This window comes from Streptomyces sp. NPDC001663 (assembly GCF_042893105.1).
In the GTDB taxonomy this organism is placed as follows: Bacteria; Actinomycetota; Actinomycetes; order Streptomycetales; family Streptomycetaceae; genus Streptomyces.
Window position 1 is genome coordinate 85,377 of the sequence record NZ_JBIAUR010000028.1, and the last position, 13,007, is coordinate 98,383.

Annotated in this window: 15 protein-coding genes; 7 read left to right on the forward strand and 8 right to left on the reverse strand. The window is 68.1% G+C overall.

What is annotated here, in order from left to right; all coding sequences use genetic code 11:
* Positions 1 to 755: 755 nt before the first annotated feature.
* The gene (locus ACFY1L_RS52295) at positions 756 to 1,367 is read right to left on the reverse strand and encodes a TetR/AcrR family transcriptional regulator (protein ID WP_388842544.1); all 612 of its coding nucleotides are present in this window, start codon (positions 1,365 to 1,367) and stop codon (positions 756 to 758) included.
* A gap of 144 nt (positions 1,368 to 1,511) precedes the next feature.
* Here ACFY1L_RS52295 and ACFY1L_RS52300 point away from each other — a divergent pair, with 144 nt between their 5' ends.
* Together ACFY1L_RS52300 and ACFY1L_RS52305 are read left to right on the forward strand one after the other, a co-directional pair.
* Complete coding sequence (locus ACFY1L_RS52300) at positions 1,512 to 2,246, forward strand: SDR family NAD(P)-dependent oxidoreductase (protein WP_388842546.1); 735 nt, start codon at positions 1,512 to 1,514, stop codon at positions 2,244 to 2,246.
* 32 nt (positions 2,247 to 2,278) lie between these two features.
* A complete protein-coding gene (locus tag ACFY1L_RS52305) occupies positions 2,279 to 2,902 on the forward strand; it encodes an NADPH-dependent F420 reductase (protein WP_388842548.1) in 624 nt (207 codons plus the stop codon).
* Between the two features lie 16 nt (positions 2,903 to 2,918).
* Here ACFY1L_RS52305 and ACFY1L_RS52310 read toward each other — a convergent pair whose 3' ends face one another.
* Positions 2,919 to 3,380 carry a Tn3 family transposase gene (locus tag ACFY1L_RS52310; protein ID WP_388842550.1) on the reverse strand — a complete coding sequence of 154 codons (462 nt, stop codon included), beginning with the start codon at positions 3,378 to 3,380 and terminating at the stop codon, positions 2,919 to 2,921.
* Positions 3,364 to 4,374, reverse strand: a complete 1,011-nt coding sequence (locus ACFY1L_RS52315; RefSeq protein ID WP_388842552.1) for a hypothetical protein — start codon at positions 4,372 to 4,374, stop codon at positions 3,364 to 3,366. Before ACFY1L_RS52315 ends, ACFY1L_RS52310 begins: the two co-directional genes overlap by 17 nt.
* Positions 4,375 to 5,028: 654 nt before the next feature.
* On the opposite strand from ACFY1L_RS52315, the gene ACFY1L_RS52320 reads away from it, so the two are divergent.
* The 5 genes from ACFY1L_RS52320 (at position 5,029) to ACFY1L_RS52340 (ending at position 8,302) form a co-directional block, all read left to right on the forward strand.
* A complete protein-coding gene (locus ACFY1L_RS52320) occupies positions 5,029 to 5,769 on the forward strand; it encodes an SDR family oxidoreductase (RefSeq protein WP_388842554.1) in 741 nt (246 codons plus the stop codon).
* A 46-nt stretch (positions 5,770 to 5,815) separates the two neighbouring features.
* Positions 5,816 to 6,457: a hypothetical protein gene (locus ACFY1L_RS52325; RefSeq protein ID WP_388842556.1), complete on the forward strand. Its 642-nt coding sequence runs from the start codon at positions 5,816 to 5,818 to the stop codon at positions 6,455 to 6,457.
* A gap of 43 nt (positions 6,458 to 6,500) precedes the next feature.
* A complete protein-coding gene (locus ACFY1L_RS52330; RefSeq protein WP_388842558.1) occupies positions 6,501 to 7,010 on the forward strand; it encodes a hypothetical protein in 510 nt (169 codons plus the stop codon).
* Between the two features lie 105 nt (positions 7,011 to 7,115).
* A complete protein-coding gene (locus ACFY1L_RS52335) occupies positions 7,116 to 7,538 on the forward strand; it encodes a hypothetical protein (protein WP_388842560.1) in 423 nt (140 codons plus the stop codon).
* A gap of 275 nt (positions 7,539 to 7,813) precedes the next feature.
* Positions 7,814 to 8,302 (forward strand): DUF4265 domain-containing protein, encoded by a 489-nt coding sequence (locus ACFY1L_RS52340; protein ID WP_388842562.1) that lies wholly within the window; start codon positions 7,814 to 7,816, stop codon positions 8,300 to 8,302.
* A 437-nt stretch (positions 8,303 to 8,739) separates the two neighbouring features.
* Here ACFY1L_RS52340 and ACFY1L_RS52345 read toward each other — a convergent pair whose 3' ends face one another.
* From ACFY1L_RS52345 to ACFY1L_RS52365, 5 genes are all read right to left on the reverse strand, one after another.
* A complete protein-coding gene (locus ACFY1L_RS52345; protein ID WP_388842564.1) occupies positions 8,740 to 9,069 on the reverse strand; it encodes a hypothetical protein in 330 nt (109 codons plus the stop codon).
* A gap of 167 nt (positions 9,070 to 9,236) precedes the next feature.
* Positions 9,237 to 9,512 carry a hypothetical protein gene (locus ACFY1L_RS52350; protein ID WP_388842566.1) on the reverse strand — a complete coding sequence of 92 codons (276 nt, stop codon included), beginning with the start codon at positions 9,510 to 9,512 and terminating at the stop codon, positions 9,237 to 9,239.
* A complete protein-coding gene (locus ACFY1L_RS52355; protein WP_388842568.1) occupies positions 9,479 to 9,736 on the reverse strand; it encodes a hypothetical protein in 258 nt (85 codons plus the stop codon). Before ACFY1L_RS52355 ends, ACFY1L_RS52350 begins: the two co-directional genes overlap by 34 nt.
* A 71-nt stretch (positions 9,737 to 9,807) precedes the next feature.
* Positions 9,808 to 10,476 carry a transposase gene (locus ACFY1L_RS52360; protein ID WP_388842580.1) on the reverse strand — a complete coding sequence of 223 codons (669 nt, stop codon included), beginning with the start codon at positions 10,474 to 10,476 and terminating at the stop codon, positions 9,808 to 9,810.
* Between the two features lie 613 nt (positions 10,477 to 11,089).
* Positions 11,090 to 12,712, reverse strand: coding sequence for a pentapeptide repeat-containing protein (locus tag ACFY1L_RS52365; RefSeq protein WP_388842570.1), 1,623 nt, complete (start codon positions 12,710 to 12,712; stop codon positions 11,090 to 11,092).
* Positions 12,713 to 13,007: the final 295 nt, after the last annotated feature.

Genomic DNA, 13,007 nt, shown 5'->3' on the forward strand with positions numbered 1-13,007 from the left:
TTTCCGTTCTTCGGCCGGCAGTTGTCCGAGGGAGCCCTCAAGCACCTGAGACCGAGCGGAAGTACGTGCTGCGGACGCGGCTCAAGCCGGCTGATCGCCCTGTCGTCGGAGCGGAGCCGTTCGCCGGCGGTCTGCCGTTCGTAGCGGCGGGAGTCGGTTCCTGGGATCCAGAACCCGACGGCGGGTTCCGGCCGGACGAGTTGGCCGCCCGCCTGGTGGCCTTCGTTTCCATCTGGCGTGGCCGGATGGTCCACCCGCTGATGATCAGCGTGACTGGTTCGGCCGGCTCGGTCCAGAGGTCAGCGCCGTGCCGCCCCGCGGGGGGAGCGCGGCGGTGGGGTGGAGGAGAGGGGTGGCACGTCCCCGGCTCGTGGAGGTTGTGAGGATGCGGGTGGCCCGCCGGTGTCACCCGCATCCTCACAACCTCCCGGCTGCGTACGGGTTCTTCATGCGCCACCGCGTAGGGATGATGCGATCAGCCTCTGTTCGAACCGGCGGCAGGCCGGCGCTCTGGGCCGGGGCGACGGCCTGGAACTCCTGAGGCCTTCGCGGGTCGCCGGTCTGCCCGGCCGTTTCTGTTGCGGCCTTCAGCGGGCGGGCGGGCGGTTCCGTGAAGGCCGGCAGGCTCGGGCCGGGTGCCGGGTGCCGGGTGCCGGGTGCCGGGTGCCGGGTGCCGGGTGCCGGGTGCCGGGTGCCGGGTGCCGGGTGCGGCCGTGCGGCCGGTGGCGCGTCCAGCCCGGCCGCGGTGTGCCGCGTCAGCTTGGCGCTTCCTCCCGTCGCCGGTGATCGCCGGCGGTGGCGGGGATGGCGTTGTCGATGAGGGCGGCGGCGATGGCGGCGGCGGTGGGGAAGGCGTCGGCGTTGAGGACCCGGGTGCGGGCCGCGGCGCCGTCGAGGAGCAGCGCGAGCTGTTCGCCGAGCTGTTCGGGGTCGGCGGCGCCGGCTTCGCGGGCGGTGTCGGCGAGCCGCGCGGCGACGGCTTTCTTGTACTCGCGTGCGTACTGGGACGCGGGGTGCTGGGGGTCGTTCAGTTCGACGGCGGCGGCGATGTAGGGGCACAGGGGAGTGGTGGGGGGGATGTCGAAGGCGGCGAGGAGCCGTTCGCGGGGCGTGAGGTCGGTGCGGTCGAACACGCCGGACAGAACGGAGGGGTCGAACCGGCGCAGGTACTCGGCGACGAGTTCGTCCTTGCCGGCGAAGTGCTGGTAGGCCGTGCGCTTGGACACCTCGGCCGCCGCGCACAGCTGGTCCATGCCGGTGCGGTTGATGCCCTGCTCGCGGAACAGTCGCTGGGACGCGCCGAGGATGCGCTCGCGGGCGCCCCGGCCGCGGCGGCGGCCGGTGGGGCCCTTCTCCAACTCCGTCATGGCTCCACCGTACCGCAGCTGGGTAACGACCGGTGTACATAGTTTGCGTCCCGGCCGCCCGCCCCGTACCGTAAGCACACAGGGCGGTGTACATAACACCGTCGCCCCAGGTACACACGGCACCACCGACCCAAGGGAACGACCATGGGAAAGCTCGACGGCAAGGTCGCGGTCATCACCGGCGGCACCACCGGCATGGCGCTGGCCGGCGCGAAGCTGTTCGTCGACGAGGGAGCGCACGTCTTCATCACCGGCCGCCGCCAGGACGCCCTGGACGAGGCCGTGAAGCAGATCGGCCGCAACGTCACCGGCGTCCAGGGCGACGCCGCCGACCTGGACGACCTGGACCGCCTCTACGACACCGTCAAGCGGGAGAAGGGCAGCCTCGACGTGCTGTGGGCCAGCGCCGGCGGGGGCGAGCCCGCCCCGCTCGGCGAGATCACCGAGGCCCACTTCGACGCCGCGTTCTACCTCAACGCCCGCGGCACCCTGTTCACCGTCCAAAAGGCCCTCCCGCTCTTCAACGACGGCGGCTCCATCCTCATGACCGGCTCCAACGCCTCCCTCGGCGCCTTCCCCGGCTGGAGCGTCTACGCCGGCAGCAAGGCCGTCCAGCAGGCCTGGGCCCGCGTCTGGCTCAACGAACTCAAGGACCGCCGCATCCGCGTCAACGTCCTGACCCCCGGCCAGGTCGCCACCGCCAAGCAGGAACAACTCTTCGACGAGGCCACCAAGCGCCAGTTCGAGTCCCTCATCCCCCGCGGCCAGATGGGCCGCCCCGACGAAATCGCCACCGCCGCCCTCTTCCTCGCCTCCGACGACTCCAGCTACGTCAACGGCATGGAACTCGTCGCCGACGGCGGCACCACCGCCATCTGAACCGAACAACCACAACCAGGGCAGGACATCTGATGAGCAGCATCAGCATCATCGGCACCGGGAACATGGCCCGCACCATCGGCGCGCGGGCGATAGCGGGCGGCAACACCGTCGAGGTCATGGGCCGCGATCAGGCCAAGGCCGCCGACCTGGCCAAGGCTCTCGGCGGCGGCGCCACGACCGGCGAATGGGGCACCGCCCCGGCCGGGGACATCGTCATCGTGGCCCTGCTGCACGACGGCGTCGTGCCGGCCGTCGCCCAGTACGCAGACACCCTCGCGGGCAAGGTCATCGTCGACATCAGCAATCCCTTCAATTCCACGTTCGACGGGCTGGCCCACCGCGGGGAGACCTCGATCGCGCAGGAAGTCGCCAAGGCGGCCCCGGCCGGCGCCAGCGTGGTGAAGGCGTTCAACACCGTCTTCCGTCATGTCCTGGAGAAGGGCCGGCCCGACGTCTTCATCGCCGGCGACAATGCACAGGCCAAGGCAAGTGTGGAGGCGTTCATCGAGAGCCTGGGGCTGCGCCCGCTGGACGTCGGCGGCCTGAAAATGGCGCACTGGCTGGAAGGAGCGGGCCTGGTCACGGTGGGCCTCGCCAACCACGGGGTGGGGAACCTGGACTTCGCCCTCAGCATCACCGAACTTCCCGTCTGAGCAAACGGTTGACGGATCACCGAAAGGACAGCGCCCGCCGCGGAAGTGCCCGCCGCCGCATCACGGCGACGGGCAGCAACCGGCACCCAGGCCACGCGAGGCAGGCCCACCTCCCGGTGACGGCGAACCTGCTGTCCATATCGAAGTGAAATCTCCAGTACCCGTTGACGTGGGACCACAACAGCGGGGACAGCCCGCGCCGGTCTGCGGCGGTGCGCTTCCCGGCCCACTGCGGGTCTCGGAGAACGCCTACCGCCCGGAGAAGCTGGGTGTTGATCAGGACCAGGCTGGATTGCAGGAAACGGAGTGCGAGCATTAAGACCTCGGCGTGCTCGCGGTCGGCGCCGGTGAGGACGCTCCCGCGGCCGTAGAAGATCTTGTCGTTGGCGGAGTTCCAGTTCTCGACGACCTGTAGCGTCCTGTGCGGGTGAGGCGGTTCGCCGCGTCGAGGTGGCGCATGTCTACGGGTGCTGCGCAAGGTCTGGTTGCATCCATCCCAGGCGCCGGTGAGCCTCGACGAACATGGACGCCCCGCCCAGGCTGCGGGGATCCGGTCCTGCGGCCTGCCATCGGGCGATGCCCCAGCCGGCGAAGGACAGCAACGCGGCCCCGGCGCCGAGGACCGGCAACGCCGCGGCGCACGCCAGACCGGTTGTGCCGGCCGCGGCCAGCGTGGTGCAGCCAATCTCCACTCGTGTCCACACCCTCTTCTTGTCCGCCTTGCGCACCACCTTCTGCTCCCTGGCCCACAGTGTGCGCAACTCCTCCTCGGCGATCCTGACCGAGCCGGGGTCCAGCCGCAGGTCTGCCAGCGACTCGTGCGCCGCGGTCCGCAGGAGTGCCACTCGGTCGCGGAACCAGTCGAAGTAGGCTGCCCGCATGGCCGCGTACTCCTCGTCCATGGCGAGATCGACCGCGCGGCGCAGCACGTCCAACTCGTCTCCGCCCGGCTGCGGCAGCAGCAGCGGGCGGGGCACCGCCACCAGTGCCTCGGCAGCCGACACGGTATGCGGCTCCTGCAGCGTGGGGCGTACTTCCTGACGCCACTGCGCCTGCGTCGGATAGACGGCCACCGCCTCCACGATGCCGGGGATCTCGCTTCCCGGCACGAGATGCAGGCCTTTGCTGGTGTCCATGAAGTGGTTGCCCGTCAACTCGTGCGCGGTATCCAGCCGCGACTGCAGCTCCTGCCACGTCTGCGGGCCCCATCGCACGAGCTGGGCCAGACGCGCACCGTTGTAACCATCGGACTCTTGCGTTCCCAGGATGCCCAGCAAGACGTCCAGACGCTCCGGATCCCAGGTCTGCGAGGCGTCGGCTGGATTGGGGCGCCGCCACCGCTCCCGCTCACCCTCGATGAGGGGATCGGGATACGGGATGGCGAGCCGGTCGAACAGCAGGACTTCGCGAAGATATGCCTCGCGCAGGCAGTGATCCCGCACCGAGAAGGTCCCCCACACAGGCGCTCCCATGCGCCGAACGTACTGACCGGCGCCCCAACCGGCCACCCCCCGGGGTGCTCGGTACGTGCTCCCGGCCTCGGAATTACCCCAGCGCAGAAGGTGTCGTGGTGCGGCTGCCGACACGGGACCATTCATGGGCCTCAGCCGACGACGTGTTGCGCTCGATGCAGCGACCCCGTCGCGGCTTGCTGGACCGGGCGCGACGACCGCTGCGATGACCGAGGTCCTCGAGCGGGACGCCCGCGTGCGTCTGGCGCAGTACGACGACCAGAGCTGGTGCCTGGTGGGCGGTGGGTTCGTGCTCGCCGGCAGCCTGGCTCGGGCGTACGGCAGCGGCTGCGTTTTCCGGTGGTGGACTGCCGTGACAGCCCATCACGAAAGAGCCGACCCGCATCATCTGCCGGCCGTCACCGCGAAGGCGCCAAAACCGGCGGCTTCCGTCGTGCAGAGCACCACAACGAGGCGGGCTTCCAGTTGTCGGACTTGTGTCATGGCGTCCCGGACCTGTGGAGGCGATGGTCGCGACGCCACGTTTGCTCCGTGCCGCACTGGCGGGCGGGGGAGTGTTCCGCGTGTCTCGGCGGTGTGGGTGGGGGCGATGCTTTTTCTTCCGGCGGCGGGTCTGGATATGCGACTGAAGCGACTATCACCCGGGAGGGTCTGATGTCTGATTCATTGCAGACGGCCGTTGTTACTGGTGCCGGCCGGGGTTTCGGGCGTGCGATCAGCGCTGCGCTCGTTGCCGCGGGTACCCACGTTGTCGGCGTGGCCCGTACCGAGCGGGACCTGCTCACGGTGCGGGATGAACTCGGCGGGAGCTTCATACCCGTCACCGCCGATGCCACCGACGAGGGGGTCGCGGAGCGTGTCATCCGTGACCATCGTCCCTCTGTGCTGGTCCTCAATGCCGGTGCCATCCCGCATATGGCGCCCGTGCACGAGCAGACCTGGGAGACCTTCAGCCGCCACTGGCACACCGACACGCGGCACGTGTTCGCCTGGACCCGGGCGGCGCTGCGGGCGCCGCTGGCGCCGGGCAGCGTGGTGGTTTCCCTCTCCAGCGGTGCCGTCCTGGCGGGATCTCCGCTCAGCGGCGGTTACGCCAGTGCCAAGGCGGCCACCCGGTACCTGCGTGGCTACGCGGCCGAGGAGTCCCGCCGGGCCGGGCTGGGCATCCGTTTTGTCACCCTGCTTCCGCAGCTGACCCCGCTCACCGCCGCCGGCGCGGTCGCTGTTGCGGGCTACGCCGCACGGCAGGGCGTCGACCCGGACACCTTCGCCGCCGGCCTGCAGCCGATCCTGACCCCGGAGCAGGTCGCCAAGGCCGTCACCGACCTGGCCGCCGACCCCGGCAGCGGCCCGGAATACCGGATCGGCGGGGACGGGCTGCACCCGCTCGGCTGAGCAGTCGCCCGCACCCGGGTCACACCAGCACGTCACGCAAGCCGCCATGCCGCGGGACGAATTCGGGCTCCTGACCCAGCAGTTGTGGCCCGAACTGCTCGCACCCTGCTGCCACCCCCTCGGCTCGGTCCGTGGCGCCGCGGACCTGGCGCGGGAGGAGGTCTCTTCGCGCCGGCGGCCTCGACCGGCTCATGCACCCGCTTCGCGGCGAGCGTCGGCCTCCACGCCGGCGGCGCGGCTCATCCTCGCACTCGCCGCGGTGCACGTCGCCCGTGTCGCCCCGATCGGCACGCTCATGCTCGACGACCTCTACATCGGCAACCGTCGGCTGATCAACGTCGGACGCGTCCGCCCGCTCGACGACCTCACCCTGAAGCTGGTGCTGGACTGGCTGGAGCACCGGAGAAGCCTGTGGCCGAACACCGCGAACCTCCACCTACTGATCAACAACCAGACTGCTACAAAGACCAGCCGCGCCAGCCACCATTGGATCAGCGCCGCGATGCGCGGGCAGGACGCGACGCTGGAGCGGCTCCGCGTCGACCGCCAACTCGAAGAGGTCCTGACCCACGGGCCCGATCCCTTCCATCTTGCCGAGGTGTTTGGGCTCGACGAGAAGACCGCGATGCGCTCCGCGGACTCAGCACGAGCCCTGCTGGAACAGGCCGCTGAACAGCAACTTCGATGAAACCGGCTCGACCGCGACGCACCATGAACGGAATCATGGGCGAGTGACGTCGACCGAAGCAGCAGCACTCGCCCTACAGGACCAAGCCGCCCTCTGGAGCATGGGTGAGATCTGCGCAACCGATGTCGTCACCGGTGCCTGTAATGCGCTCGTCGCCGGCCTCGACAGTCCCGCCCTGCGGATGCTGGCCGCGTGCACACGCGCGGAGGCGGATTACGACGTCCCCGATCTCCTTCCCCCAGCACTCGACGAACTGGGCGTCACCTTCTACCCAGTGGACAGCGTTGCCCGACAGGAAGCCGCCGCACGAGCACTTGCCGCCCGGATGCTGGCCGGCGAGCTGACGCCACGCGAGCTGGTCTTCCGGATCCACCAGCGTTTCGGGCACGAGCTGCCCTTGGCCGAACGACTCGCCAACCTGGACGACGAGTACGACACCCTCGAATACGGCGAAAGGACGCCGGCACAGGTCGACGCCGACGTTCTGGCCGAGGCTCTTCGGCTCACTCAGCATCCTCGTGTTACCCCCGAACCCACGGATCCACTGACCTGAAGCACACCGGTGGACCTGCAGGTTCGCACTGAGGAGACCTCGGTTTCCGTGAACCCACGGGGCTCCCAGGGAGTGAGTAGTTGCGTACAGGAAGTGCCGCTGAGATTGATCATCGAGCCCGTGCCGCAGCCCGCCGTGCCGCCCTCGAGACCTCTGAACAGCTGGCATTCGAACGGACGGTCAGCGGCGTCGCAGAAGACCAATACGTGTCCACCGGTCCCGCTCAGTGGGGCGGAGTACCTTGCGGCACGCGTCGGTGAAGCCGTAGAGGTCCCGCCCGATCTCGAGCTGGTCCCGAAGGGCGAACTGCAGCTGGCTCTGCAGTGGTTCGTCGCGGTCGCGGCCACCAGCGACTTCCGCAGTCCAGTCGCGCATCCGTCCGGACAGAAGCTGGATGGCATTCGCGCCGAATGCAGCACCGGGGCGACATCGGACGGGCCCTCGATCAGTACGGCGCCGACGGCCCGCGCGATCGCGTCGTGCTGGTCGTCGACCTCCTGGAGCCGTGCCTGCACGGCGGCCTGGTAGAAGTCGTGGGCCCTGAACAGGTCCAAGAGGGCGGATACGGCGTCCCGCCGGGCGAGGAAAGCCGTCGCGCACGTGCTGTACGCCTGCCGACGGGCCTTCTGTTCTTGGGTGTTTTTCTGTGCCCGGCTGGCGATCCTGGCCGAAGCTCGCGCAGCTCGACGCCAGGTAGGACCGGAGGTTATCGAAGGAATTCCTCGGAGTCCCATCGTTCGATCAGATCGGTACTCGTGATCTCGACGCTTCCGCTCATGTCGGCCGCCATAGATGATGGCGCGATGAGCAACATCAGCGATGCCCACATGAAGGTTCACTTCCGAATGGAGGTGGACGAAGATGGCTGGCCTCCGGCGTCAGTCGAGAGCCTGTGGGCCGTGGACCTGGGCGATGGGACCGTGCGCTTGGACAACACCCCGTGGTTCGTCCGCGGGGTCGCGAGCGACGACATTGTCAAAGTCGAGGTCGACGACGAGGGCTTGTGGTGGGCCGGGGAGACCGTTCGTGCCTCGGACAACTGCACCATCCGGTTGATCGTGCTGAAGGACGGAGGTTCGGCAGCAGCCAGGCAGACCGTGCTGGAGACCTTCCATCGGCTTGGCACGACAGGCGAGGGCATTGAGCAGTTCCGGATGGTCGCGCTGGACATCCCGCCGTCGGCGGACCTTCCCCGGATCCGCAGGTTGCTGGAACACGGCGAAGTCAAGGAATGGTGGCACTGGGAGGAAGGGTGCGTCACCGCGGCCTGGACAGCTACGGCCTCGGACTAGGGCCAGGACAGCAGCGGTTTGATCAAGCCCTCGGTCGGCTCGCGGGGCAGCCGGTCGGGGACAAGAAGGGTGATGAGCACGGCTCCGGGTCTATTGGGCAGTCCTCCGGAGATATCACCCGCTCACACCACCTGCAGACCAAATCAGCTCGCGCACCAACCGAGTTGAGGCGCCTCGCCGCATCCACCGCGGCCTCGAACCATGTCCGATCCACAAGCGTCGTCGGAGCGGCTTCAAGCAGCTGCTTGCTTCGCCACGCGCTCAGCCCAGACACTGACCGAATCGCCCGGACAAGGTCGAGCCCCCGGCCTCCGCTCGAGGCCAACCGCACTTCGAACTCTGGTTCCTCCACAATCCCCCCGCCTGACGGCGGCCAGTAGATACTGGCTCTTGCAAGATTTTCGTGACGGTGTGACCGAGTGTGATGCTGGTCGGGTTTACTCGGCGTAGTACTCGCCATCGTCGCCCTGGACCTTGGCGTTCAAGGCGATGGCGGGCTGCCGCATCTTGGCAATCAGGATGTCGGTGGGGTTCTTTGCCCTTATCTCGCCTGAGTCCCAGTAAAGGGCCGTGCCCAGGCGTTCCTCGGGCGGGTGCGTGATCATCTGTGCGATCCAGTGCCGTGGTCCGTCCCAGCCTGGTGGCTCCGGAACCATCTCGAGTTCTGCGTCTGCCTCTACCACGGTCTCCCATTCAGCTGTGGTGATCTCGGGTCCCTCGTCGTCCCACCAGTTAGCGCGGCGGGTGATGTGGATGTCGTAGCCCATGGCCAGTGACCGTAGGCGACAGCACTGACAACGGCGAGGCGGGGGTTATCGGGCGAGCAGGATGCGGTGGCGAAGGAGCCGGTGTCCGGCCCGGCCGAACATCTGGCGTTTCAGTATCTTGATCCGGCGGACGTGACCTTCGACGGCTCTGGAGCTCCAGGGCAGCGTCAGGCCCGCGCGGACGACGTCGAGGTCGCTGCCCAGGCTGCGGGCGAAACCGTTGAGTTCCGGACGCTGGTCTTGGCGGAGTTGAGCCAGTTGTCGAGTCGGTCCTCGCCCTGGCAGTTGATGAGCACTTCGGCGAACGCCTCGACCAGGCTGCGCAGGTGGGCCAGTTCCGGGCAGCGACTGGCGAGTTCCTTCAGCGGTGCCCGGTCCGGTTCGGGCAGCGCATCGGGGTGGGTGAGGATCAGTCTGCTGACCTCCCGTGCTTTCGGAGCCAAAGCCCTGGGAGCGGGGCGCCGTGCTCGCGCATCCTGTGGACGAAGCGGCGCACGGTGCGCTGGCTGGCGTGGATTCCGCGGGCGGCGAGTTCGGCGTGCAGGACGTGGTCGCCGGTGACGCCTTCGTCCCAGCGGCGGGCCAGATAGTCGCCATGCGTGTCCAGGAGACCGGTGCGGCCGGACGGGCCGTGGGCGAGGATTTCCTCAACGGTTGCCGCGCGCATGAAGCGGCGGACTGTCTTTTGGTCCAGTCGCAGTTCTCGGACGATGCCCATGGTGCCCACCCCACGCTCCATCAGAGCGTGCACGGCTGCGTGCCGCTCGCGGTTGCGCCGGGTGAGCGGGCCCTCCTCCTTGTCTGGCAGCACCTCGGTTGTCGCGGACGGTTCGCGCTCGGGCGGCAGCCATTGGGAGCGCAGCCGGCCGATGGCCCGCTCGACTGCCGTGCTGAGGTTCTGCCAGAGGCGGTAGGGTCCGCGCATTGCTGGGCCCGTGGGGCGCCTCGGCGGGCGCCGTCACCGAAGCAGTTGGCCCGATCACGGCAGATCACCTCGGCTCCGGGATGCGCCTGGAGCCAGGCGGCCAGGGCGTCGCCGGTGCAGTCGTCAAGCACGTCGATGACCCGGCGAGCCTCGATATCCACCAGCACAGTGCCGTAGCGGCGTGACCGCCTCAGAGCGAACTCGTCAACGCCCAGGATTCTGGGGCACTGCACGGGCGGCTCGGGCAATGCGAGCACGATAGACAGCAAGGTCACCCGGCTGACCATGACACGCAGCATCTCCAGCAGGCGGGCTCCGGCGCTGTCGGCCAGTGCCAGCCCGACCGCCTGCAGCATCTCCAGCAGCAGCGGCGTGTACCGGCCGTAGCGGACCGTCAGGCCTTCCACCTGCTCGGCGAACGTACGCCGCGAGCACCGCGATGCGTCGCAGAACAACCGCCGCACCGTCAGCTCGATCACCACCGGCCGGCCGCCCACCGCAACATCTGCAAGGCGCCGCCGATCGCGGCTGTGCACCCGGCCCGAGACGGCTCCGCAGTCCGGGCACGGCAACGCTGTCCCGTCCCGCGTACGCGCACCATGCCGCCCTCCACCACGACGCGTTCCACCAGCACCATCGCCAGATGCGGGAACGTCAGCCCGAGCATCTCCTCACACAGGTGCAGCGTCGCGCCCGGCCGATGGGAGCATCACCGGCGTACCGCAGCAAGATCGACATCGACCGTGCCAGCCCTCTTGTGACGCCATGTCACAACGTCACGGAAATCTTGCAAGAGCCCCGGGATTCCCCGTTGGCGGCCAGATATTGCCCCGCCCGCGAGCGCGGGAAGCACGTGGCCGCGACCGTGACCTGCGAGGTGGTCGGGACCATCCCCGCGGGCGCGCGGAGCACTTCACGACGATCTCGATTTCGTCGTAGCCGAGGGGCCATCCCCGCGGAAGCGGAACCTGCGCGTGCTCCGGGCTCCGCCGGGCGTTGGGAGAGTCTGAGAGGGCGCGGTCCCTTCGGGGTGCCGGGTGCGCATGAGCCCAGGCGAAGATGCCCCACAGTTCACGGACGTCAGACACCGGTGGGTCAGCGTTTGACGCGGTTGCGGATGGCCAATACCGCAAGTCCCAACAGAACGGGCTCCGTCACGCGGGAGGTCATCTCGATGTAGGCGCCGGAGGTGGTCAAGTCTTGGTCAGCGGAGCGGAACACCACCGAGTTGAGCGTGACGTTCAGGGCCTTTTCGAAGCGCACGTCGGTGAACCGATTGCCCGTGGGGTTGTGGGGATCAGTCTTGTCGATCTGGAAGGTGACCTTGCCACCGCCAGGCGGCACTGTGCCGGTCGCTTCCTGCCTTGGAGAGTCCTGGGGGAGCCCGAAGCTCATCAGCAGCACGATGGTGACGAACATGGCGGCGCCGAGCCATGCAAGAGCCCGAGAAGCACGCATACTGTAGCCGGACAGTGCCCAGTAAGCGTTGAGAAGCCTTCGCTCGCTCCCGGGGATATCGTCGGCGTGGCGGCGCATCTCCATCTCCCCGTAATAGAAGTCGGCGGCTCCAGGCTCGTGCTTGCCATCCTCGAACGCTTTACGCAGTGCCCGGTACACAGGCGCCAGGTGCAGTGGCCCGACGCTTCCAGCGCCGAAGACCGCGACATTCCAGCCTCGGACAGCCGCCGGCTGGCTCGCGCGCCAGTGGTGTTCTTCGGCGAGGGTGCGGCGCTGGGTGAATCGCACAAGGCGACCGCGCCTCCAATGTATGCCGGGTGGGACCCTTGCGAAGGAGCAGGTACCTTCCAGCCGCAGCTGGTCCAGATGAACGGTTCCGGCGAACAGGCACCCCGAGAGGTCGACGTCGGCGAGAATCAGGTGGGCTGCGTCCACACCACGTAGCGAGGCTATGCGCACCGTGGCGTCAGGCGCGCCGACAAGAGCCTGTTCTGCCACCGGCTGTCCGGAAGGTAGGGTGAAGGGGGCGGCCTCCGCAGCGATCGTGAGCGGGTATTCGAAGACCGCATGGGAGAAGTCCACAGTGGTGTAGCGCAGACGCACCTCGGCCGTTGATGACCAGCGAGTCCGTCGGCACTCCAGGCGACGGGTGGCGAGTGAGACAGTCACTGGGCCACCAAATACTGCTCCTGACAGCACGACCCGTCCCGCGCACATGAGTGGCCCAAGGCTAAGTGCCCGCTCGAAGACTGCCTGTTCGAAATCGGCGTTGTGATAGAAGACCGTCGCCTTGAACATGGCGCCGATCTTGAAGGTTGTCGCCACAAATCTGGCGTAGTGCTCGAATTTCGCCGAATCAAACCAGGCAGCGCCGTGAAAGCTTACCCACCCGAAGAAGGCCATGTGCCGAAAGGCGGCCGAGTCGAATCCGGCATTTCCGCGGAAGCTTGCGTGTTCGAACATGACCAGCTCATGGAAGATCGCCGAACCGAACGAGGCGTCATCGTGAAAGGAGGACAAATCAAATCGGGCGTCGCCGTGGAAGGAGGCCGAAGTGAATCCGGCCCCGCTGTGGAAGGATGCCGAAATGAACATGGCGGTGCTATGGAAGATCGCCGACGCGAATGAGACGCTGCCCTGGAATGAGGCTGACTTGAACGACGCAGCCCCTTGGAAGGACGCAGAATCGAACCTGGTGTTCCCCAGGTGGGGGTGTCCGGTGGCGGGGTCGCGGAGGGCGTCGAGGAGCGCGTCAAGCAAGGGTTCGGTGAAGGGGGTGCCGCGGTGGTCTATGTCGGCGCCATGCGTCAGGGCCGCTAGTGCTGTGACCGGATATGTTCACCGGGTCGGGAGCGGCGGGGGACCGGACAAGCGGTTCGAGGGATCGGGCAGCGTTTGCACTGTGCGTGAGAGCATCACGCCGTGACCATCAACCTGCATGACTTCGACGGCGAGCACTGGCTGACGCTGGATGCCGGTGGCCTGGCCGCCGACGCCGCAGTAGTTGCCGCCGGGCACGAGCCGAACGGGTACTTCTGGGAAGGTCTCGTGCGGT

Excerpts from the sequence above, each read along its gene's own strand:
- ACFY1L_RS52300 (WP_388842546.1), top strand. The coding sequence starts at position 1,512 with ATGGGAAAGCTCGACGGCAAGGTCGCGGTCATCACCGGCGGCACCACC.
- ACFY1L_RS52345 (WP_388842564.1), bottom strand. The coding sequence starts at position 9,069 with ATGGGCTACGACATCCACATCACCCGCCGCGCTAACTGGTGGGACGAC.
- ACFY1L_RS52325 (WP_388842556.1), top strand. The coding sequence starts at position 5,816 with ATGCCGCGGGACGAATTCGGGCTCCTGACCCAGCAGTTGTGGCCCGAA.
- ACFY1L_RS52315 (WP_388842552.1), bottom strand. The coding sequence starts at position 4,374 with ATGGGAGCGCCTGTGTGGGGGACCTTCTCGGTGCGGGATCACTGCCTG.
- ACFY1L_RS52320 (WP_388842554.1), top strand. The coding sequence starts at position 5,029 with ATGTCTGATTCATTGCAGACGGCCGTTGTTACTGGTGCCGGCCGGGGT.
- ACFY1L_RS52305 (WP_388842548.1), top strand. The coding sequence starts at position 2,279 with ATGAGCAGCATCAGCATCATCGGCACCGGGAACATGGCCCGCACCATC.
- ACFY1L_RS52340 (WP_388842562.1), top strand. The coding sequence starts at position 7,814 with ATGAGCAACATCAGCGATGCCCACATGAAGGTTCACTTCCGAATGGAG.
- ACFY1L_RS52295 (WP_388842544.1), bottom strand. The coding sequence starts at position 1,367 with ATGACGGAGTTGGAGAAGGGCCCCACCGGCCGCCGCCGCGGCCGGGGC.
- ACFY1L_RS52355 (WP_388842568.1), bottom strand. The coding sequence starts at position 9,736 with ATGCGCGCGGCAACCGTTGAGGAAATCCTCGCCCACGGCCCGTCCGGC.